18 protein-coding genes are annotated in these 22,039 nt (G+C 66.1%); 11 read left to right on the top strand and 7 right to left on the bottom strand.

The features are described 5' to 3' along the window. The first annotated feature begins 9 nt into the window (after positions 1-9). Entirely contained in the window at positions 10-1,161 is a 1,152-nt protein-coding gene (locus ACTZWT_RS01730) for a DUF3095 domain-containing protein (RefSeq protein ID WP_444767993.1), read from the top strand. A 37-nt stretch (positions 1,162-1,198) separates the two neighbouring features. On the opposite strand, the gene ACTZWT_RS01725 is transcribed toward ACTZWT_RS01730, so the two are convergent. Further along, positions 1,199-1,642 (bottom strand): DUF2147 domain-containing protein, encoded by a 444-nt coding sequence (locus tag ACTZWT_RS01725; protein WP_444767992.1) that lies wholly within the window; start codon positions 1,640-1,642, stop codon positions 1,199-1,201. 122 nt (positions 1,643-1,764) lie between these two features. Then, the gene (locus ACTZWT_RS01720; protein WP_444767991.1) at positions 1,765-3,138 is read right to left on the bottom strand and encodes an MATE family efflux transporter; all 1,374 of its coding nucleotides are present in this window, start codon (positions 3,136-3,138) and stop codon (positions 1,765-1,767) included. A gap of 453 nt (positions 3,139-3,591) precedes the next feature. Between ACTZWT_RS01720 and ACTZWT_RS01715 the strand changes: the two genes are divergently transcribed. Both ACTZWT_RS01715 and ACTZWT_RS01710 read left to right on the top strand, forming a co-directional pair. Next, positions 3,592-4,827 (top strand): MFS transporter, encoded by a 1,236-nt coding sequence (locus ACTZWT_RS01715; protein WP_444767990.1) that lies wholly within the window; start codon positions 3,592-3,594, stop codon positions 4,825-4,827. Positions 4,828-4,991: 164 nt separating this feature from the next. Beyond that, on the top strand, positions 4,992-5,591 hold the full coding sequence (locus ACTZWT_RS01710; protein ID WP_444767989.1) for a superoxide dismutase: 600 nt from the start codon (positions 4,992-4,994) through the stop codon (positions 5,589-5,591). A 134-nt stretch (positions 5,592-5,725) separates the two neighbouring features. On the opposite strand, the gene ACTZWT_RS01705 is transcribed toward ACTZWT_RS01710, so the two are convergent. From ACTZWT_RS01705 to ACTZWT_RS01685, 5 genes are all read right to left on the bottom strand, one after another. Further along, positions 5,726-6,214 carry a CinA family protein gene (locus ACTZWT_RS01705; RefSeq protein WP_444768448.1) on the bottom strand — a complete coding sequence of 163 codons (489 nt, stop codon included), beginning with the start codon at positions 6,212-6,214 and terminating at the stop codon, positions 5,726-5,728. A 101-nt stretch (positions 6,215-6,315) separates the two neighbouring features. Continuing rightward, entirely contained in the window at positions 6,316-7,788 is a 1,473-nt protein-coding gene (locus ACTZWT_RS01700; protein WP_444767988.1) for an amidase, read from the bottom strand. Positions 7,789-8,131: 343 nt separating this feature from the next. Beyond that, entirely contained in the window at positions 8,132-8,917 is a 786-nt protein-coding gene (locus ACTZWT_RS01695; protein WP_444767987.1) for a hypothetical protein, read from the bottom strand. Between the two features lie 208 nt (positions 8,918-9,125). Next, a complete protein-coding gene (locus ACTZWT_RS01690) occupies positions 9,126-10,670 on the bottom strand; it encodes an acyl-CoA synthetase (RefSeq protein WP_444767986.1) in 1,545 nt (514 codons plus the stop codon). A gap of 212 nt (positions 10,671-10,882) precedes the next feature. Further along, on the bottom strand, positions 10,883-12,058 hold the full coding sequence (locus tag ACTZWT_RS01685; RefSeq protein ID WP_444767985.1) for an acetyl-CoA C-acetyltransferase: 1,176 nt from the start codon (positions 12,056-12,058) through the stop codon (positions 10,883-10,885). Positions 12,059-12,188: 130 nt separating this feature from the next. Between ACTZWT_RS01685 and ACTZWT_RS01680 the strand changes: the two genes are divergently transcribed. The 8 genes from ACTZWT_RS01680 (at position 12,189) to ACTZWT_RS01645 (ending at position 22,039) form a co-directional block, all read left to right on the top strand. After that, a complete protein-coding gene (locus tag ACTZWT_RS01680; protein ID WP_444767984.1) occupies positions 12,189-12,872 on the top strand; it encodes a TetR family transcriptional regulator in 684 nt (227 codons plus the stop codon). Between the two features lie 580 nt (positions 12,873-13,452). Further along, a complete protein-coding gene (locus ACTZWT_RS01675) occupies positions 13,453-14,211 on the top strand; it encodes an SDR family NAD(P)-dependent oxidoreductase (RefSeq protein WP_011440580.1) in 759 nt (252 codons plus the stop codon). Positions 14,212-14,405: 194 nt separating this feature from the next. Next, on the top strand, positions 14,406-15,212 hold the full coding sequence (locus ACTZWT_RS01670; RefSeq protein ID WP_444767983.1) for an enoyl-CoA hydratase/isomerase family protein: 807 nt from the start codon (positions 14,406-14,408) through the stop codon (positions 15,210-15,212). A 56-nt stretch (positions 15,213-15,268) separates the two neighbouring features. After that, the gene (locus ACTZWT_RS01665; protein ID WP_444767982.1) at positions 15,269-17,143 is read left to right on the top strand and encodes an AMP-binding protein; all 1,875 of its coding nucleotides are present in this window, start codon (positions 15,269-15,271) and stop codon (positions 17,141-17,143) included. Between the two features lie 112 nt (positions 17,144-17,255). Beyond that, on the top strand, positions 17,256-18,383 hold the full coding sequence (locus ACTZWT_RS01660; protein ID WP_444767981.1) for an acyl-CoA dehydrogenase family protein: 1,128 nt from the start codon (positions 17,256-17,258) through the stop codon (positions 18,381-18,383). A gap of 139 nt (positions 18,384-18,522) precedes the next feature. Next, positions 18,523-19,770, top strand: coding sequence for an acyl-CoA dehydrogenase (locus tag ACTZWT_RS01655; protein ID WP_444767980.1), 1,248 nt, complete (start codon positions 18,523-18,525; stop codon positions 19,768-19,770). Between the two features lie 147 nt (positions 19,771-19,917). After that, positions 19,918-21,162, top strand: a complete 1,245-nt coding sequence (locus ACTZWT_RS01650; RefSeq protein ID WP_444767979.1) for an acyl-CoA dehydrogenase — start codon at positions 19,918-19,920, stop codon at positions 21,160-21,162. A gap of 178 nt (positions 21,163-21,340) precedes the next feature. Continuing rightward, on the top strand, positions 21,341-22,039 hold the full coding sequence (locus ACTZWT_RS01645) for a nitroreductase (RefSeq protein WP_444767978.1): 699 nt from the start codon (positions 21,341-21,343) through the stop codon (positions 22,037-22,039).

Below are 22,039 nucleotides of genomic sequence, written 5' to 3'. Positions count from 1 at the left end.
CCTGCCACGATGGACGGGGACGACAGCGCCGCATTTTACGACAAGGTTGCGGTGTTCAGCGGGTTTCGCAGCCTGATGGACCCCGCTTTGTACTCGGCGCTGCCCGACGACTGGATCATCGGCAGCGCCGACATCGTCGCGTCCACCCGGGCGATCGCGGCGCAGCGCTACAAGGCCGTCAACATGGCCGGCGCCTCGGTGATCGCCGCGGTCACCAACGCGCTCGAGGGCCGCGACTTTCCGTTCGTGTTCGGCGGCGACGGCGCGAGCTTCGCGGTCGCGCCGGGCGATCTCGAGCGGGCGCGCGAGGCGATGGCCGCCTCTGCCGCCTGGGTCAGCGACGAACTCGAACTCACGATGCGGATCGCGCTGGTGCCGGTCGCTGCCGTCCGGGCGCAGGGGCTGGACGTCCGCGTCGCCCGCTTCGCGCCGTCGCCCAACCTGTCCTATGCGATGTTCTCGGGCGGCGGTCTCGCCTGGGCGGAGGCGGCGATGAAGCGCGGCGAATTCGCGGTCGCGCCGGCGCCGTCCGGTACGGCGCCGGATCTCACCGGCCTGTCGTGCCGGTTCGAGGAGATCCCCTCGGCGCAGGGCGTGATCCTGTCGGTGCTGATCGTGCCCGCGGCCGGTGCTGATCCGGCGGCGTTCCGCAGCCTGATCGAGGAGGCGGTGGCGCGCACCGAGCGCAGCCCGGACGCGGGCCGGCCGGTGCCCTCGCATGGCCTCGCGTTGAGATGGCCGCCGGCGGGGTTCGACCTTGAGGCGCGCGCGGCGCGCGGCGGTCCGCTGATCAAGCGCCGCATCGTCGTGCTGCTCCACACGCTGTTCATCTACGTGGTCATGCGCCTTCGCATCACCGTCGGCGGCTTCGTGCCACAGACCTATATCGCGGAGGTCGTGGAGAACTCAGATTTCCGCAAATATGACGACGGCCTGCGCATGATCCTGGACTGCACGCCCGAACTCGCCGATGCGCTGGAGCGGCTGCTCGCCGCCGCCGCGTCGGCCGGTGTCGCGCGCTACGGCCTGTTCCGGCAGGAGGCCGCGATGATGACCTGCTTCACGCCGTCGGCGATGCGCAGCGATCATGTGCACTTCATCGACGGCGCTGGCGGCGGCTATGCCTCCGCGGCGATCTCGCTGAAAGCGATGCAAGCCTGAGCGCGATGCGCGTCTGCGGGCCCGCGCCTTGGGCCGCTCAGCGCCCGGCGAACGTCCAGGTCTCGCCGCCGCACAGCGTGCCGACGCAGCCTTCGACATACAGCGTCGTCGGCCCGGTGTGGGAGATGCTGCTCTGGTAGGTCTTGCCGTCGTCGGCGTTGTAGATGTGGCCCGACCATTTACCCTGCGACACCGGCCGCATGTCGCCGAAGATCTGCAACCCGAGCACCGGCCGTGCGGCGCGGGCGGGGTCGGGGTTCTTGTCGTCGACTTGCGGTCGGCCGGTGTTCGGGTCGGTCGGCTGCCGCAGCCAGACCACGGTGCCGCACAGCGCCGCGCCGCAGCTTTTGATCCGCACCCTGGCGTCGCCGGCCTGCGTCAGCCAGGTGCCTTGCGGTCCGGGCGCCGATTGCGCGTCGGCAGCGGCGGGCGCCAGCACAGCGAGCAGCGCAGCGACAACGAGAGCAGTTCGGGTCGTCATTCGTCCTCCAGAGTATCGTTCAGGCGCCGCGCCGACCGGTACTGCGTCGCGTCGCGCTGAATAGCAGAGCAGGAGATTCGTGCCAAAGGTGTGGCCGTGAAGGCAAGTCGTCCGCCTGAGATTCACTTGACCCAGCGTGTCAGGTGAATCGCGGCCGCGGTGCCGAGCCCGTAGACCACCATCGCCACCAGCACCAGCGCGAACAACGTCCAGGCGGGAGCGCCGGAAGCGACCAGCGCGGTGCCGCCGATCGCGACCAGGACGAGCCGCGCGGTTGCGGCGAGCACCGGGCCGCCGACCTTCGCCGCGCCTTGCGACGCGAAGTACAGCGTCACGCCGAGTCCGAAGAAAGCGAAGCCGGGACCGGCCCAGTTGAAATAGGAACTCGCCGCCGTCGCCACCGCGGGATCGCTGGTGAACAGCGACACCCACAGCGACGGCCGGATCGCCAGGATGAGCCCGACCAGCCCGAGGATCAGCGCCGACACCGCACCTGCGGTCCAGGCGACGCGCCGTGCGCGCGCCACTTGGCCGGCGCCGATCGCCATGCCGACCATCGGGATCGAGGCGACGCCGAAGGCGAACGCGATCGGAATCAGCAGGAACTCGAGACGCGAGCCGATGCCGTAGCCGGCCAGCGTCGCGATGCCGTAGGTCGCGACGATCTTGGTGAAGATCAGGATCGTCAGCACCGATTGCAGCGGCGAGAGGCAGGCCATCGCGCCGACCTTGAGAATGTCGACGAACATCGGCCGCTGAAACACGAACGACTTGACCCGCAGCGTCAACCGTCCGTGGCCGCTCGCCATGTAGACCAGCAGGAACAGCGCGCCGAGCGAAAACGCGATCAACTGGCCCGACGCGACGCCCGCCATGCCGAGCCGCGGCAGGCCGAACAGGCCGAGCCCGAGTCCGCCGCCGATCACGATCTGCAGCGCCGCGACGCCGAGCAGCGTCGCCGACGGCAGCACCATGTCGCCGGTGCCGCGCAGCACCGACGCCAGCGTGTTGACCAGCCAGATCGACACCGCGCCCGAGAACAGCACCACCGAATAGCTGCAGGCCTGTTCGAGGACTTCGCCGCGCCCGCCGAGCAGCGCGTAGAGCGACCGCCCGAACAGCAGCATCAGCAGCGTGAAGACCAGCCCGGCGGCGATGCCGATGATGATCGCGTGCAGCGCCAGCACTTCGGCGCGGGTGCGATCGCCGGCGCCGAGCGCGCGGCTGACGGCGGAGGAGACGCCGCCGCCCATCGCGCCCGCCGACATCATCTGCGTCAGCATCGCGAACGGGAACACCAGCGCGATCGCGGCGAGCGGCTCGGTGCCGAGGCGGCCGATATAGGAGGTCTCGGCCACCGCGACGATCGCGGTGCCGACCATCGCGATCACGTTCGGAATCGCCAGCCGGATCAGCGTCGGCAGGATCGGCGCGCCCAGCAGCGGCTCGGCCGGGGCGGCGGGCGGCGGCCGGTCCGCCGGCGCGTCGATGGTCATGCGGTTTCCTGCCCGTGCGGACCGCTCCCGGGCGGCGGTCGATCATTGGATTATGATCAACATATTATCGGCGCGCAAGGCGGACGGTCGTCCCCGCGCAGGCGGGGACCCATAACCCCTGGCTTCTCGCGGGAAGGAAGGCCTTTGCCACTGTGCTCGGACCGAAACGACACGGCGTATGGGTCCCCGCCTGCGCGGGGACGACACTAGGGAGGCGAGGGCAACGCACGTGCCGAGGGCAGGAACTCGAGTTTACTTGGTGAAAGCGGCGGCTCGGGTCTCACCGGCTCACCTGACCGCCACCGCCGGGCCATTTCCGGTCGCATCAATCCGGTCGTGCCGGCCAACCCCTGCGTTCCGTGCAGAACCCCGATACCGGGCGCAAGGATGGTCAAACGCCGCATTTCAGGGCATGAGTATTCTCAAAATCGCGATGCGAGAGGAAACGATCCCATGAAGGCAGCCCAGCTCAGCTCGTTTCAGCGCTGGTCGATTCTGATCGGCGCGTCCGTGCTGCTCAGCCTCGCGATGGGCATGCGGCAGAGCTTCGGGCTGTTTCAGCCGTCCGTGATTCGCGACATCGGCATCACCAGCGCCGATTTCTCGCTGGCGACGGCGTTGCAGAACATCATCTGGGGCGTGACGCAGCCGATGGTCGGGCTGATCGCCGACCGCTACGGCACGCGCTGGGTGATGCTCGGCGGCGTCGTGGTCTATGCCGCCGGACTGGTGCTGATGATGGTCGCCGAATCGGCGCTGGTGTTCACGCTGGGCGCCGGCGTCTGCGTCGGCATCGCGCTGTCCTGCACCGCTTCCAGCATGACCATGACGGTGACCTCGCGCACGGTGTCGGCGGCCAAGCGCAGCGTGGCGATGGGCGCGGTGTCGGCGGCGGGTTCGCTCGGGCTGGTGATCGCGTCGCCGCTGGCGCAGACGCTGATCACCACCGCGGGCTGGCAGATGGCGCTGATCGGATTTCTCGGCCTCGTCGTGGTGATGCTGCCGTCGGCATTGTTCGCCGGCCGCGCCGACAGGATCGAGATCGAGAAGGCCGACGACCTGCAGCAGTCCGCCGGCGAGGTGGTGCAGAGCGCGCTCGGCCATTCCGGCTTCATGGTGATGGCGATCGCGTTTTTCGTGTGCGGGCTGCAGCTCGTCTTCATCACCACGCATCTGCCGAACTATCTGGCGATCTGCGGCCTCGATCCGTCGCTCGGCGCCAGCGCGCTGGCGGTGATCGGCCTGTTCAACGTGATCGGCTCCTACGCCTTCGGCTGGCTCGGCGGGCGCTATCCCAAGCAATATCTGCTCGGCGGCATCTACATCGTGCGCTCGCTGGCGATCGCGGCGTATTTCTACTTCCCGGCGTCGGCGACCACCACGCTGGTGTTCGCGGCGGTGATGGGCACGCTGTGGCTCGGCGTGATTCCGCTGGTCAACGGCCTCGTCGCGCAGCTGTTCGGGCTGCGCTACATGGCGACGCTGACCGGCATCGCCTTTCTCAGCCATCAGGTCGGCTCGTTCATCGGCGCCTGGGGCGGCGGCGTGATCTACGATCATCTCGGCAATTACGATCGCGCCTGGCAGGCCGCGGTTCTGATCGGGCTGATCGCAGGCACCGCGCAGATGCTGATGAACGTTCGTCCGCCGCAGCGGCGGGAAGGCCTCGCGGTGCCGGCGGCCGCGTGAGGTCGCTGGTGTGCTAACGTGCTCAGGCGGCAACGGTATCTGCAGATGCGGCGCCGCCGTGACATACTGTTGCAATTCAGAATAGATATTGGGTCCGTAGTCGGAACCTTCTATAAGGAGGCTCGTTAAGACGAAGTCCCCCACCATTGTGGAAATGATGACCCATGACCTTCACGCTTCCTGAATTGCCGTATGCCTACGACGCGCTCCAGCCCTACATGTCGAAGGAGACGCTCGAATATCACCACGACAAGCATCATCAGGCCTATGTCACCAATGGCAACAACCTGCTGAAGGGCACCGAATTCGAGGGCAAGTCGCTCGAGGAGATCGTCAAGGGCTCGTTCGGCAAGAACGCTCCGCTGTTCAACAACGCCGGCCAGCACTTCAATCACATCCATTTCTGGAAGTGGATGAAGCCGAATGGCGGCGGCACCAAGCTGCCCGGCGTGCTCGAGAAGAAGATCACCGAGGATCTCGGCGGGCTCGAGAAGTTCAAGGCCGATTTCGCCGCCGCCGGCGCCGGCCAGTTCGGCTCGGGCTGGGCCTGGCTGTCGGTCAAGGACGGCAAGCTCGAAATCTCCAAGACCGCCAACGGCGAGAATCCGCTGGTACACGGCGCCACGCCGATTCTCGGCGTCGACGTCTGGGAGCACTCCTACTACATCGACTATCGCAACCGCCGTCCCGACTATCTCAAGGCCTTCGTCGACAATCTGATCAACTGGGAATACGTCGAGGAGTTGTATTCCAAGGCGGTCTGATCGGGGCTGATCAGGCCCCCGGGTTCACGATTTGGGAATCGAAAGGCGGCCGGACAACGGCCGCCTTTTTCGTCTGCGGCGGCGATCGCCGGGCTGTTCGCCGGCCTTGCGCCGATCCGCGCGCCTGACCCGGCTCAATCCCGCTGCGCCATCGTGTGCAGCAGAAACGTCAGCGCGGTGTTCGCGAACACATGCATGTTGTCGAGCCGGTCGCTGCTCGCCGTCTCCAGCGTCATCACCGCCTGCGCCGGGCCCGCGACCGCGATGCAGGTGTGGCCGGCGGCATCGCCGTAGCGGTTGCCGCCGGGCCCGGCCGCGCCGGTCTCCGACAGCGCCCAGTCGCAGGAGAACCGGGCGCGCATCTGCCGCGCCAGCAGCTCCGCATAGGGCTCCGACGACGAGCGCAGCCCCTTCATCTGCGGATCGGGAATGTCCATCAGGATGCGCCGGGCCTCGCGGGTATAGACCACCGCGGAGCCGAGGAAATAGGCCGACGCCCCGGGCACCGCGAGCAGCGCCGCCGCGATCAGCCCGCCGGTCGACGATTCGGCCACCGCGATGGTCTGCTTCCGCGCGATCAGCCGCACCGCGACCTTTTCGGCGAGGGGGACGAGATCCTGCATCATCGTTTGTCTCCAGCTGTGCCCTCGACACAGCAGCCGCGGGTGCCGGTCGATCGCCGCGCCGCCATGATGACCATGGCGGCGCGTGCTGCGAGCGCGATCTAACTCACGAACGCCGGCGGTGGCTTGAAGCCGCCGAATTCGCGCTCGATCAGTTCGGCGAGTTTCAGCGGCGTGCGATCTTCCAGCCACGGGCCGACGATCTGCACGCCGATCGGCAGACCTTCGGCCGACATGGCGATCGGCAGCGCCGTCGCGGGCAGGCCGGGCAGCGTGGCGATGCCGGGCCAGACCAGTTGATCGACGTAAGGGTAGAATTTGTTGTCGATCTGGATGCGGCGTTCTTCCTGCGGCTCGTGGTGATCGTGCGGATAGGCCGGCGTCGGCATCAGCGGACAGATCACGGCGTCGAACTGCTTGAACAATTCCTGCCATTGCGCGCGCAGGCCGGTGCGGCGGCCGTCGGCGACCAGCCAGTCGCGATGGCTGAGCACGATGCCGCGCAGCCGTTCGGCGGCGAGGCTGTCGTCGGAAGCATCGAGCTGCGCCGCCATCGTCCCGGCGCCGGCGTAGATCTCCGGCGCGAAGCCCGCCGCGAGGAACGACAGCAGCATCCGCATATAGACGCGCGAAGTTTCCGCAAGATCGGGCAGCAGCGGCGACTGGCGGATGACGCTGACGCCGGCCTTGATCAATCCGGATTCGAGCGTCTCGATCGCGCCGCGCACGCTCGCGCCGGTCGGCAGCAGCGGATGCGTATCGAGCAGCAGCACGCGAAAATCCTTCAGCGCGGTGTGGCGCGGCGCGGGCATGTCGAGCTTGTAGCCGATGCCGTCGAAAATCGGATCCGGCCCGGCCATCACCTCGAGCAGCAGCGCGAGGTCGGCGGCGGAGCGCGCCATCGGTCCGATCACCGACAGGTCGCGGTTGGAGGGCAGCGGCGGCAGCGGCGGCGGGGTGTGGCCGCGCGCGGGACACAGCCCGAAGGTCGGCTTGTGCGCGTAGACGCCGCAATAATGCGCCGGCACGCGGAGCGATCCGCCGATATCGGAGCCGAGCGACAGCGCGCCGTAGCCGGCCGCGAGTGCCGCCGACGATCCGCCGGAGGAGCCACCCGGGGTGCGGCCGAGGTCGAACGGATTGTTGGTGATGCCGTAGATGTCGTTGTAACTCTGCCAGTCGCCGAGCGCGACCGGCACGTTGGTCTTGCCGACGATCACCGCGCCCGCGGCCTTGACCCGCTCGATCGCCAGCGCATCGTCCTGGGCGATGAAATCCTTGTGCGGGACGAATCCCCAGGTCGTCGGCAGGCCCGCGACATTGAAGCTCTCCTTCACCGTCATCGGAATTCCGAGCAGCGATCCACGGCCGCCACGCGACAGCGCGAGGTCGGCGGCGCGGGCGGTCTGCAGGGCCCGGTCGAAGTCGCGCACGCAGACCGCATTGATCTGGCCGTCATGCCGTTCGATGCGGGCGATGGCGTCCTGCGTCAGTTCGACGGAAGAGACCTTCTTCGCCTTCAGCGCGGCGCTGAGTTCGGTGGCGGACGCGAAGCTCCATTGTGATGCGGTCAAAGCCGGACTCCCTTTGTTGCGGCGGCGCATCATGACGCCAGCGGAACGAATTGCAATTCGGGGGCCGGCGCCCCGCGCGCGCGGCAGCGAGTCACATTTCGGCTGGAGAATCCCGTACAGCGGGATATCGTTGACGTGAATCAAGGATGTGGCCCGCGCCTGATGCTCTGATTGCGCGAGTTTCGGATTCCGGCCGAATCGATCGGTCGGTTCGTGTCTCCCTTGACTTAAAGCTCCGGCGGTTCCGGAGCTTTCTTTATGAGGGCCTGTATGACGGGCCTGCGCGCCCGGCGTTGCCGCCGGCGCGGCTGCCGATGGCGGTCAGTTCTTCCGGTGCAATGTCCTAACCGCCGCGGAAATCACGCGGCGTGAAGTCGATGTCGAGCACTTTCCATTCCCTGTATTTGTCGGCCGGCAGCATGCCATAGGGCTGGCACGCGGTCAGCGCAGCGATCGCGCCCTGCATCAGCGCCGGGCCCTTCGCCGAGGCGCTGGCCTCGATCAGATTCGGCTCCTGGGCCAATCGTCCGTCCGGAAGCAGCGCCACGCGCAGCACGATCTTCACATTATCGGACGGAGCAACGGCGGCCGGCAATGTCGCACACGACTTCAGGCGCTGCCGCAACGCCGCAATTGCGTCGGCGCTGATATCGGCCGCGATCTCTGCGGGTGCGTCGAAAGCGGGGTCCGTGGGTAGCCCGAGCGCCACCGAATATTTCACTGTGAGGTCCGGCTCCTGCGCAATCGCGGGTGGAAACGGCGCAGGCGCCGCCTGCTGGGCTTGCTGCTGGGCTTGCGGTGTCGCTGCGGGCGGAAATGGCTGGGGCGGTTCAGGCTTGGGTGGCTCCAGCTGCGGAGCATCGGCTTGTTGCTGAACAGGCTCCGGCTCTTTCTGAACAGGCTCCGGCTTTGCGGGGTCCGGCTTTTGCGCGGCTTCGGCCTTGGCTGGCGGTTGTTGTTGCGCGGCCGGCTCGGATTCGGTCGGCTTGAATTCGGGCAGTTCCAGCGCCGGCTTGCTCTCCGGCTTCGGTTCCGGCGCCGGCGGCGCTTCGTCGGCGGTGACGACGTCGACCTCGATCCGCTGCTCCGGCACCTCGGCGAACGGCCGTACCTCCGCGAACAGCAGCACGACGCCGACCAGCCCGAGATGGGCCAGAACAGACGCGGCGACGCCGGCACGGATCGGAAAACGCAACGTCATGGGAACCGGAGCGACCAAGGGAGCCGCAGCATAGCGCGCCCCGCGCGCCCGCGGGACTCGTTATCTTGGGCGCAGTCCGATCTTGCCCGGTCCGGCAGGGCCGTTCCCGCGACGATTCATCGAGGGAACGGGCCGATCATGCCATCGCCGCTTGCTTCTTCGGCCAGTAGCGGTCCTTGAGATGCCGCTTGACCAGCTTGCCGGTCGGCGTGCGCGGCAGTTCGGCCTCGAAATCGATCGAGCGCGGGCATTTGATCGCGGAGAGCCGCTCGCGGCAGAAGCCGATCAGTTTGGCTTCGAGCTCCTTGCTCGGCGTGACCCCGTCGCGGGTCTGCACCACGGCCTTGACCTCTTCGCCCATCTCCTCGTTCGGCACGCCGAACACCGCGACGTCGGCGACGTCGGGATGCGTCAGCAGCACGTCCTCGGTCTCCTGCGGATAGATGTTCACGCCGCCGGAGATGATCATGTAGCTCTTGCGGTCTGTGAGATAGAGGAAGCCCTCGGCGTCGAGATAGCCGACGTCGCCGAGCGTCGACCAGCCCTTGTCGTTGTAGGCGTTCTTGGTCTTGTCGGGATCGTTGTGATAGCTGAACGCCGGCGCGTCGGCGAAGTACACCGTGCCGATTTCGCCCGTCGGCAGCTCCTCGCCGGCCTCGTCGAGAATCTTGACGACGCCGACCACGGCCTTGCCGACCGTGCCGCGATGGCTCAGCCATTGCTGCGAGGTCGACACCGTGACGCCGTTGCCTTCGGATCCGGCGTAGTACTCGATCAGGATCGGCCCCCACCAGTCGATCATCTTGGCCTTGACGTCGACCGGGCAGGGGGCGGCCGCATGGATCGCGCCCTTCAGTGTCGAGACGTCGTAGCGCGCCCGGATCTCGTCCGGCAGCTTCAGCATGCGGACGAACATCGTCGGCACCAGTTGCGACTGCGTCACCTTGTAGGTCTCGACCAGCGCCAAGAACTGCTCGGCGTCGAAATGCTCCATGATCACCGAGGTGCCGCCGAGCGTGATCGCCATCATGTTGAAGCGCAAGGGAGCCGCGTGATACAGCGGCGCCGGCGACAGATAGATGCTGTCCCGGTTCATGCCGCACATCCGCTCGCACAGCAAACGCAGGAAGGGCGACGGCACGTCGATGGCGTTGCCTTCGAATTCGCGCTTGATGCCCTTCGGCCGGCCGGTGGTGCCCGACGAATACAGCATGTCGTAGCCGGCGACTTCGTCGGCGATCGGCGTCTTGGGCTGCGCGCCGGCTTCCTTGTCCCAGGAGCGGAAGCCTTGCGCGGGCTCGTCCACCATGAAGAATGCGACGCCGGGCAGGGTGCTCACCAGCGGCGCGATCGCGTCCGCGCCCTGCGGCGAGGTGATCACGACACGGGCGCCGCAATCCTGCACGATGTAGGCGATCTCGTCCTGCTTCAGGTAACGGCTGATCGCCGTGTAGTAGAGCCCGGCGCGCTGCGCCGCCCAGCAGATCTCCATGAACGCCAGCCGGTTTTCCATCAACAGCGCGATGTGGTCGCCGGCCTTGAGGCCGAGCGCGCGGAACAGCTGCGCGCCCTGGTTCGAGAGCTCGTCGAGCTCGCGATAAGTGATGGCCTTGCCGGTCGACGCCATCTGATAGGCGATCTTGTCGGGCTGGGTGCGGGCGTGAATCGACGGATGCGTCATGGCGTGTCCTCGGTGGTGATGCGGCGGATTGAGTCCGCTCTGAAATTGCTTTGGCTTGCGTGCCCCGGATGCTGCGCAGCGCGCCGCCCTTCGCGGCGTGGTGCGCTGCTGATCCGGGGCCCCGGTTTGTTGTCGGCGCTCAACCGGGGTCCCGGATCAGCGGCGGCGCGCTGGCGCGCTCCGCCTTGTCCGGGACACGGAGTGGCAGCTGGCTACAGCCGCTCGACGATGGTGACGTTGGCCATGCCGCCGCCTTCGCACATCGTCTGCAGGCCGTAGCGCTTGCCCGACTGCTGCAGCGCGTGGACCAGCGTGGTCATCAGCTTGGTGCCGGAGCCGCCGAGCGGATGCCCGAGCGCGATCGCGCCGCCGTTGACGTTGAGCCGGGCCGGATCGGCGCCGGTCGCCTTCAGCCACGCGGTCGGGATCGAGGCGAAGGCTTCGTTGACCTCGAACAGGTCGATGTCGTCGATGGTCATGCCGGCCTTCTTCAGCGCGCGTTCGGTCGCCGGCAGCGGCGCTTCCAGCATGATCACCGGGTCGCCGCCGATCATCGTCATGTGGTGAATCCGTGCCATCGGTTTGACACCGAGTTGCCGCAAGCCTTTTTCGTTCACGACCATCACCCCGGAGGCGCCGTCGCAGATCTGGCTCGCGGTCGCCGCGGTCAGCCGGCCGCCGTTCTCGTTGATCAGCTTGACGCCCTTGATACCGTCGAGCGTGACGTCGAAGCGGATGCCTTCGTCGATCGCGTGGGTATCGGTCGAGCCGTCGGCGCGGGTGATCGGCAGCGGGATGATCTCGTCCTTGAACTTGCCGCCCTGGGTCGCCGCGATCGCCCGCTGGTGGCTTTGATAGGCGTATTCGTCGAGCTGATCCTTCGACAGATCGTATTTGTGCGCAACCATTTCGGCGCCGGTAAACTGGTTGAACTGGTTGTTCGGGTAGCGCTCTTCCATCTGCGGGCTCTTGTAGGTGCCCATCCCGGCCTTGGCGGCGAGGATGGCCGGCGAGCCCATCGGCACCCGCGTCATGCTCTCGACGCCGGCCGCGATCACGATGTCCATCGAACCCGCCATCACCGCCTGCGCGGCGAAATGCAGCGCCTGCTGCGACGAGCCGCACTGCCGGTCGATCGAGGTGCCGGGCACGCTCTCCGGCAGCTTCGACGCCAGCACCGCGTTGCGGCCGATATTCACAGCCTGTTCGCCGGCCTGGCCGACGCAGCCCATGATCACGTCCTCGATCTGGTCGGGCGCCGCGCCGGAGCGATCCACCAGCGCATTCAGCACGGAAGCGGCGAGATCAGCCGGGTGCCAGCCGGCGAGGCGGCCTCCCTTGCGGCCACCGGCGGTGCGTGCGGCGGCGACGATATAGGCCTCGGCCATGCGTTTTCTCCCTGTTTCGTGGTTGTTTGGCGGGGCTGGATGGTGGCGGATTTAAGGGGCGGGCGCCGATTTAGTCAATCAATCAATTAACGCTTGAGCCCGGCCGCGCGATGGGCTAATTGCGACGTCGATGGCAGCGCAACCGACCCAGATTCTGGCGACCCGGCCCCCCGCGGTGAAGAATTCCACCGCCGACAAGCTGTTGGTCGCCGCCGGCGAATTGATGATCGAGCGCAATTCGGTCGAGATCTCGCTGTCGGACATCGCGCACAAATCCGGCGTTAACGCCGCGCTGGTGAAATATCATTTCGGCAACAAGGATGGCCTGCTGCTGGCGCTGCTCGAGCGCGACGCCGCCAACGAGATGACCCATCTCGACTATCTGCTGGCGCAGCCGCTGTCGCCGACCACCAAGATGAAGCTGCACGTCGCCGGCATCATCAAGGCGTATCACCAGTTTCCGTACATGAACCGGCTGATCCACTATCTGCTGCACGGTAGCAATCGCGAGGCCGCCGACGAGGTCACCAAATTCTTCGTCGGCCCGTTGCTCGATTTTCATCGCCGGCTGATCGCCGAAGGTATCGCGGCAGGTGAGTTCCGAAACGTCGATCCGGTGCTGTTCTACACCATGCTGATCGGGGCCTGCGATCACCTGTTCTTCGGTCGGCAGACGATGATGCGCGCGGCCGGCGTCGGACCGGTCACCGACGAGGTCTGTCGCGCCTATGTCGGCCACATCGAACTGATCATCCTCGGTGGGCTGCTGCTGCCCAATCGGCAAAGCAAGCCGCGGCAGGCCGCCACGGGATAACGGACTAATAACAAGAAGAGCCGGATAACGCGCTGACAACAACAAGAAACGACCCCAAGCAACTGCGAGACTTTCAAGCAAGACCCGGGATACGCCAAAGAAAATCCGAACAACAACAATAACGCCCAAGGATCGGTTCACGGAATCTGCCCGCAAGAGGCAGACGGAATGGAACTTCAGGCACCCCGGGACATCGTTTGAATTTGACGACAGAAGAAAAGACCAGGAAACGCCCGAGATTCTTTTTCCGGACATCGGATCAGGACAACTCATTCTTCGAGACGCATCCTGCGGATGCTCCTCAGGATGAGGATCGAGCAGTTCGGACGCTCCTCAGGCCGAGGGCTGACATAAAACCGATGGCCTCGCGGTCTGCGCGAAGTACCTTCGGAGCACAACAATCGGGGAAACGCCCAGGGAGCCGTTGATCAATCCGGCCTGAGAGCGCAAGAAGGCCACGCCGCAAGGATCCGTCCGAGGTCCGTTGAACCGTTCAGGAAACGCCCAAGGACCGGACCCGCCCGGCTTCGAACACGAAACTCCGGAAGCCCCAGACAAGTCCAAGGAAAGGGAAGTTACGATGCAGTTGAAAGACGTCTCCGTTCTCATCACCGGCGGAGGGTCGGGGCTCGGCGCCGCGACGGCGCAAGCGATGGCCGCCAAGGGCGCCAAGGTCGCGGTGCTCGACATGAACAAGGACAATGCCGAGAAGGTCGCGGCCGAGATCGGCGGCGTTGCCTGCGTCGGCGACGTGTCGCAGGAAGCCCCGGTCAAGGAAGCCATCGCCAAGGCCGAAGCCGCGCACGGCATCGTCCGCGTGCTGGTGAACTGCGCCGGCATCGGCGGCGCGGTGAAGACCGTCGGCAAGAACGGCGCCTATCCGCTCGACCACTTCTCGCGCATCATCAACGTCAATCTGATCGGCAGCTTCAACTGCATCCGGCTCGTCGCCGAGCGAATGCAGAACGCACCGACGATCGGCGAGGAGCGCGGCGTCTGCATCAACACCGCCTCGGTCGCGGCGTTCGACGGCCAGATCGGGCAGGCGGCTTACTCCGCCTCGAAGGGCGGCATCGTCGGCATGACCCTGCCGGTGGCGCGCGACCTCGCCTCGATGAACATCCGCGTGATGACGATCGCGCCCGGCCTGTTCCTGACGCCGCTGCTGATGGGCCTGTCGGAAGAAGCCCGCAAGAGCCTCGGCTCGCAGGTGCCGCATCCGGCGCGCCTGGGCGATCCGTCCGAATACGCCTCGCTCGCGGTGCAGATCGTCGAGAACCCGATGCTGAACGGCGAGACCATCCGCCTCGACGGCGCCATCCGCATGGCGCCGCGGTAGTCCGCGCTACTAACCCTCTCCCCTCGTGGGAGAGGGTGGCGAGCGAAGCTCGCCGGGTGAGGGGGCCGCGAATCCTAACCCCTCACCCTGCAGCACGCGCCGCCGATGCAATCCTGCCCTCTCCCACAAGGGGAGAGGGCGCAATAACGACCGCGGTGGTCCGCGGGACAAGAACAAGAAACCGGGAGTGATGCGTGACGCAGGTTCTGCTGATCGAGCACAAGGACGGCGTCGATTGGGTGACACTCAATCGCCCGGATAGCCTGAATGCGCTCGATCCGGACCTGATCGATGCGCTGAACGCTTACTTCGGCCAGCTCCAGCGAAACCGCGACACTCGCCTCGTCGTGCTGAAGGGCGCAGGCAAGAACTTCTGCGCCGGGCTCGATCTGAAGTCCGCGATGGCCCGCCGCGGCAAGCAGCAAGAGCCGCCAGGGGTCACAGAATCTCTCGACTCGCAGCGGAGGATCGCCGACATCGTGATGCTGATGCGGCGCTGTCCGCAGCCGATCATCGCGCTGGTGCAGGGCGCGGCTGCCGGTGGCGGCTTCGCGCTGGCGCTGGCGAGCGACATCCGCATCGCCGGCCGCAGCGCGCGGATGAACTGCGCCTTCATCAAGCTCGGCCTCGGTGGCTGCGACATCGGCACCAGCTACTTCCTGCCGCGCCTGGTCGGCGTCTCGGTTGCCTCTGAACTCATTCTCACCGGGCGTTTCATCGGCGCCGAGCGTGCGCTGATGACCGGACTGGTGTCGGAACTGGTCGAGGACGATCAGCTCGACGCTGCCGCATTGCCTTATGTCGATGCGATGATGGCGGCGTCGCCGGTCGGTTTGCGGCTGTCGAAGGAATGCCTCAACATGGCGGTCGATGCCGGGTCGATCGAGCAGGTAATCGCGATGGAAGATCGCAATCAGGTGCTGTGCTCGCGTTCGGAAGATTTCGCCGAGGGCATCAGCGCCTTTCTGGAGAAGCGAAAGCCGGTCTATATCCGGCGCTAGAGCCATAAGAACATCACGGCCCGGACAAGAGGCCAGGACAGCGGGAGACGAGACCAATGACTTCAAGCGCAGCCGCGGTGCTGACCAAGCCGGCCTTCCGCAAGGTGAACTGGCTGCCGCGCGAGATCGAGGTCGATCGCCGCGCCGATGGCGTTATCGTGATGAAGTCGCGGTTCCAGCTGCAGGACCACGATCCGAACCTGACCATGGCTCTGGCGAAATGGGCCAGGCTGCGGCCGGATCAAACCTGGCTGGCGCAGCGTGCCGGCCCGGAACGGCAATGGCGCAAGGTAAGCTACGCGGAGGCCAAGCGGACGATCGATTCGCTGACCCAGGCGCTGCTCGATCTGAAATTGCCGGAAGGCCGCCCGGTCGCAATCCTCTCCGGCAATTCGATCGAGCATGCGCTGATGCTGATGGCGGCGATGCAGGCGCGGGTTCCGACCGCGCCGGTGTCGCCGGCCTATTCGCTGATGAGCCACGATCATGCGAAGCTGAAATACCTGTTCGACCTGGTGAAGCCCGCCGTTGTGCTGGTGCAGGACGGCGCTGCCTTCGGCAAGGCGCTGCACGCGCTGGATCTGACCGGCGTCCATGTCGTGCACGTCGCCAATCCGGCCGAGGGCATCGCGAGCATGTCGTTCGCCGACATGGCCGCGACCCCGGTGACCGACGCCGTCGCGGAGTCGATCGCGCAGATCACGCCGGATACCGTGGCCAAACTGCTGTTCACGTCGGGTTCGACCGGGATGCCGAAGGCGGTCATCAATACGCAGCGGATGATTTGCGCCAACGCCGCGATGATGATGCAGGTGCGTCCCCGCGATCCGAACGGGCCGCTGCCGGTCAACCTCGACTGGATGCCCTGGAACCACACCATGGGCGGCAATGCATCGTTCAATCCGCTGCTGATCGAAGGCGGCACGATGTATATCGACGACGGCCGGCCGGTGCCGGGCATGATCGAGGAGACGCTGCGCAACCTGCGCGAGATCTCGCCGACCTACTACGCCAACGTGCCGGCGGGCTACGCCGCGCTCGCATCCGCGATGGAGAAGGACGATGCGCTGTGCCGCAACTTCTTCAAGAATCTCGGCCTGATGGCCTATGGCGGCGCGCGGCTGCCCGACGATCTCTACGAGCGGATGCAGGCGCTGGCGGTGCGCGCCACGGGCGAGCGGCTGGTGTTCTACACCGGCTGGGGCTCGACCGAGACCGCGCCGACCTCGACCGGCACCTATTGGGACACAGAGCGCGTTGGCCTGATCGGGTTGCCGTTCCCGGGCGTCGAACTGAAGATGCTGCCGATCGGCGACAAATATGAATTGCGGCTGCGCGGCGTTAATGTGATGCCCGGTTACTACGGCCAGCCGGAGCTGACCGAGAAGGCGTTCGACGAGGAGGGCTTCTACAAGATCGGCGACGCCGGTCAGTTCGTCGATCCGCAGGACCCGGTGAAGGGCATCATCTTCGCCGGCCGCGTGGTCGAGGATTTCAAGCTGATGACCGGCACCTTCGTGCATGTCGGCTCGGTGCGCACCGACGCGATCGCAGCGGCGACGCCGGTGGTGCAGGACGCGCTGGTGGCGGGCCAGGACCGCGAATTCATCGGGCTGCTGGCGTGGCCCAATCTGCACGCGTGCCGACAACTCGTCGGCAATCCCGAGGCGACGTTCGAGGACGTGGTGAAGCATCCTGCGGTGCTCGCGGCGCTGAAAGCGGGCCTTGAGAAACACAATGCCGAGGTGCGCGGCGTCAGCTCGATGCGGATTGCGCGCGCGATGCTGATGAGCGAGCCGGCCTCGATCGACGGCAACGAACTCACCGACAAGGGCTACATCAACCAGCGCGCCGGCCTCGAGCGCCGCGCGGCACTGGTCGAGCGGCTGTATGCGCAAGAGCCCGACGCGGACGTGCTGGTGCTGAAGTGAACACGCGTCGCGCGAACATATTCTCCGTCATTCCGGGTTCTCGCCTTTCGGCGAGCCCCGGAATGACGGTGCCCGATATCCGAGAACAACCAACAACAACGAGACCACGCTCATGAATTTCGATTTCTCCGACGACCAGAAGCAGTTGCGCGATCAGGCGCGGCGGTTCCTCGCCGAGAAGTGTCCGCCGAAGGCGGTGCGCGCCGTGCTCGAGGGCAAGGCGGATTACGACCGCGATCTGTGGAAGGGGCTCGCCGAGATGGGTTTCCTCGGCGTCGCGATTCCTGAGGAATTCGGCGGCGCGGGTGCGGGGCATCTCGAGCTTTGCGTGATCGCCGAAGAACTCGGCCGCGCGCTGGCGCCGGTGCCGTTCGCCTCGACCGTGTATCTCGCCGCCGAAGCGCTGCTGATCGCCGGCAGCGACGAACAGAAGCAGAAATGGCTGCCGAAGATCTCATCCGGCGAGGCGATCGGCACGCTGGCGCTGTTCGAAGGCACCGGCAATCCATCGGCGAAGGCAATCAAGGTCGCAGCCACGAACGGCGCGATCTCCGGCACCAAGAAGCCGGTCGCCGACGGCGCCATCGCCGATTTCGCGATCGTCGCGGCGCGCACCGGCAACAGCGGGCGCGAGGTCGATATCTCGCTGTTCCTGGTCGATCTCAAGGCCGGCGGCGTCACCGCCAAGCCGCTGCAGAACGTCGACCCATCGCGCCAGCAGGCCGAGCTCGTTTTCGACGGTGCCAAGGCCGAGCCGCTCGGTGCGGCCAACGAAGGCTGGAGCATTCTGTCGCGCGTGCTGGACCGTGCCGCTGTGCTGATCGCGTTCGAGCAGGTCGGCGGCGCCGACCGCGCGCTGGAGATGGGCCGCGACTACGCGCTCGACCGCATCGCCTTCGGCCGGCCCATCGGCTCGTTCCAGGCCGTCAAGCACATCCTCGCCGATATGTATGTGTCGGCGACGCTGGCGCGTTCGAATTGCTACTACGGCGCCTGGGCGCTCTCGACCGACGCGGGCGAGCTCGCTGAGGCCGCGGCTGCGGCGCGGATCAGCGCGACGCAGGCGTTCCAGCATTGCTCGAAGCAGAACATTCAGGTCCACGGCGGCATGGGCTTCACCTGGGAATTCGACTGCCATCTGTACTACCGCCGCTCCAACGCGTTGGCGCTGGCCCTCGGCAGCCAGTCGTATTGGGAAGACCAGTTGATCGATCGCATGCGCCAGAAGAACGCGGCGTAAGCACGGCCCCTCATCCTGAGGAGCGGCGTCTTCGCCGCGTCAGGATGAGGCTGTACATCCTCACGGTTCGAGACGCGCGCAAGGGCGCGCTCCTCACCATGAGGTTCTGAATTCGCCTCGACTGGAAAGGCTCGAACCGATGAATTTCGACGATACCCCTCAGGAAGCCGAATTCCGCGCCCAGGCGCGCGCCTGGATCGACGCCAATGCGCCGAAGCAATATGAGGACGACCTGCGCAAGGCCTCGCTCGGCCGCGTCGTGCTGAAGGGTGCCAACATCCTCGACGTCGCCAAGGCTTGGCAGAAGAGGAAAGCCGATGCCGGCTGGGCCGTGCCGCATTGGCCCAAGGAATATGGCGGCCGTGGCGCGTCGCCGATCGAGCGCGTGATCTGGCAACAGGAAGAGGGCGCGTTCGGCAAGCTCACCGCGATGTTCATCATCGGCCAGGGCATGTGCGGCCCGACGATGATGGCCTACGCCTCGGAAGAGCAGAAGCGGCATTACCTGCCGCCGCTCGGCTCCGGCGAAAAGGTGTGGTGCCAGTTGTTCTCCGAGCCGGCGGGCGGTTCGGACGTCGCCGGCCTGCGCACCCGCGCCGAGAGGGACGGCGACGACTGGGTCATCAACGGCCAGAAGATCTGGACCTCGGGCGCGCACTACTCGGATTACGGCATCCTGATCACGCGCACCGACCCGACCGTGCCCAAGCACAAGGGGCTGACGATGTTCTTCCTCGACATGAGGAGCAAGGGCGTCGAGATTAAGCCGATCAAGCAGGCCAACGGCAATTCCGACTTCAACGAAGTGTACTTCACCGACGTGCGGATTCCGGATTCGCAGCGCCTCGGTGCTGTGGGCGACGGCTGGAACGTGTCGCTGACGACGCTGATGAACGAACGGATGTCGATCGGCGCCAATGTGGCGACCGGTTTTCCGGAATTGTTCGACTACTGCAATTCGCTTATGCTCGACGACGGGCCGGCGATCGACGACCGCGCGGTGCGTAGCAAGTTGGCGAACTGGGCGGTGCGCGCCAGCGGGCTGAAATACACCAGCTTCCGCGCGATATCGGCGCTGTCTCGCGGCGAACGCCCGGGGCCGGAAAATTCGATCGGCAAGCTGGTCGCGGGCTCGATGATCCAGGACGTCGCGATGTATGCGCTTGATCTGCAGGGCGCAAAGGGCGTGCTGAGCGGCCCGGAGGATGCGGAAGTCGCCGGCAAATTCCAGGCGATGCTGCTGCGCTCGCCGGCGACTCGCGTCGAAGGCGGCACCGACGAGATTCTGCGCAACATCATCGCCGAGCGGGTGCTCGGCCTGCCCGGCGACATCCGTGTCGACAAGGACGTGCCGTTCAACCAGATCCCGACCAAGGGCCGAGCGTAGCTCGCCCCAAGTACGAATCTCATCCTGAGGAGCCCGGCTTAGCCGGGCGTCTCGAAGGATGAGATGAAGATGAACAACTCATGGTTCGAGACGCGCGCGTTGCGCGCTCCTCACCATGAGGGCCGTGCCGATTGAGAGGAAGCCGCCATGAATTTCGACGACACCCCGCAGGAAGCCGAGTTTCGCGCCAAGGCTCGCGCGTGGATCGACGCCAACGCGCCGAAGCAGTACGAGCAGGAACTGACCAAGTCCGGCCTCGGCCGCATCAGCCTGAAGAACGCCGACATCGTCGAGGTCGGAAAGGCGTGGCAGAAGAAGAAGGCGGAGGGCGGCTGGTCGTGTCTGACCTGGCCGAAGGACTATGGCGGCCGCGGTGCGACGCCGATCGAGAAGGTGATCTGGCAGCAGGAAGAGGGCGTCTACGGCAAGCTGACGCAGCCGTTCCAGATCGGCGAGGGCATGTGCGGCCCGACCGTGATGGCTTATGGCAGCGAGGATGATAAGCGCAAATATCTGCCGAAACTCGCCTCCGGCGAAAACATCTGGTGTCAGTTGTTTTCGGAGCCCGCCGGCGGCTCCGACGTCGCCGGGCTGCGCACGCGCGCGGAGAAGGACGGCGACGACTGGATGATCAACGGCCAGAAGATCTGGACCTCGGGCGCGCACTATTCAGACTACGGCCTGCTCATCACCCGCACCGACCCGAATGTGCCGAAGCACAAGGGTCTGACGATGTTCTTCCTCGACATGAAGAGCCCCGGCGTCGAGGTGAAGCCGATCAAGCAGGCCAACGGCATGCAGGAATTCAACGAGGTGTTCTTCACCAATGTGCGAATCCCTGACAGCCAGCGGCTCGGCGCCGTCGGCGACGGCTGGAACGTGTCGCTCACCACGCTGATGAACGAGCGAATGTCGATCGGCGCGCGCCTCGCCACCGGCTTCCCGGAAATCTTCGCGTACTGCAACGATCTCGTCACGGACAGCGGCCCGGCGATCGACGATCCGGCGGTGCGAAGCAAGCTGGCGAACTGGGCGGTGAAGGCCAGCGGGCTGAAGTACACGTCGTATCGCTCGATTTCGGCGCTGTCGAAGGGCGAGCGGCCGGGGCCGGAGAATTCGATCGGCAAGCTGGTCGCGGGTCCGATGTTGCAGGACATCGCCGCGTTCGCGATGGACCTCGAAGGCGCCGCCGGAATGCTCACCGATCCGGCGGAAGCCGAGGCCGGCGGCAGCTTCCAGGCGATGCTGCTGTCGTCGCCGTCGATGCGCATCGCCGGGGGCACCGACGAAATCCTGCGCAACATCATCGCCGAACGGGTGCTCGGCCTGCCGGGCGACATCCGCGTCGACAAGGACGTGCCGTTCAACAGGATTCCGACCAAAGGGCGGTGACGTCGAGGAACTGCGGTTACCATCTTCACCGTCATTCCGGGGCGCGGCAGCGAAGCTGGCGCGAACCCGGAATCTCCGTGCAGTTGGCACCCGAGTTCACGTGCGCGTTTCAGATTCCGGGTTCGCTCACTTCGTGAGCGCCCCGGAATGACGATCATCAAGCAATGAGGCCATCACTATGACCGACGCCGCTGCGACCGCCACCCCGATCGACGTCCTCGAAGACCTGATGGCCGCGCGCTACTCGTGCCGGGCGTTCAAGCCTGATCCGGTGCCGCGCGACACCATCGAGCGCGTGCTGGCCGCTGCGCAGAAGACGGCGTCATGGTGCAACAGCCAGCCGTGGCAGGTGCTGATCACCTCGGGCGAGGCGACGACGAAGTTTCGCGATGCGATCTACAAGGTCGCAGCCTCGGGCACGCCGTCCTCGGGGGACTTCGAGTTTCCGCGCGAGTATCGCGGCGTGTATCTGGAGCGCCGCCGCGAGAGCGGTTTCCAGCTCTACAACGCGGTCGGCGTCGCCCGCGGCGACAAGGCTGCCGCCGCCAAGCAGGCGCTGGAGAATTTCAATTTCTTCGGCGCGCCGCATGTCGCGATCATCACCACCGACGAGGCGCTCGGCGTCTATGGCGCGATCGATTGCGGCGGTTACGTCACCTCGTTCATGCTGGCGGCGCAGGCGCTCGGCCTCGCCACCGTGCCGCAGGCGGCGCTGGCGTTTCATGCCGCCGTGGTGCGCGCGCATTTCGGCCTCGGCGACGACCGCCGCGTGGTCTGCGGCATCTCGTTCGGCTTCGCCGATCGCGAACACAAGGCCAACAGCTACCGCACCAACCGGGCCGCACTCGGCGAGGTCGCGACGTTCGTGGAGTCGTAG

This window comes from Rhodopseudomonas sp. NSM, from assembly GCF_052445935.1.
Classification (GTDB): Bacteria; Pseudomonadota; Alphaproteobacteria; order Rhizobiales; family Xanthobacteraceae; genus Rhodopseudomonas.
The sequence above is the reverse complement of the archived record's forward strand: the minus strand, read 5'-3'. Positions and strand labels throughout refer to the sequence as shown.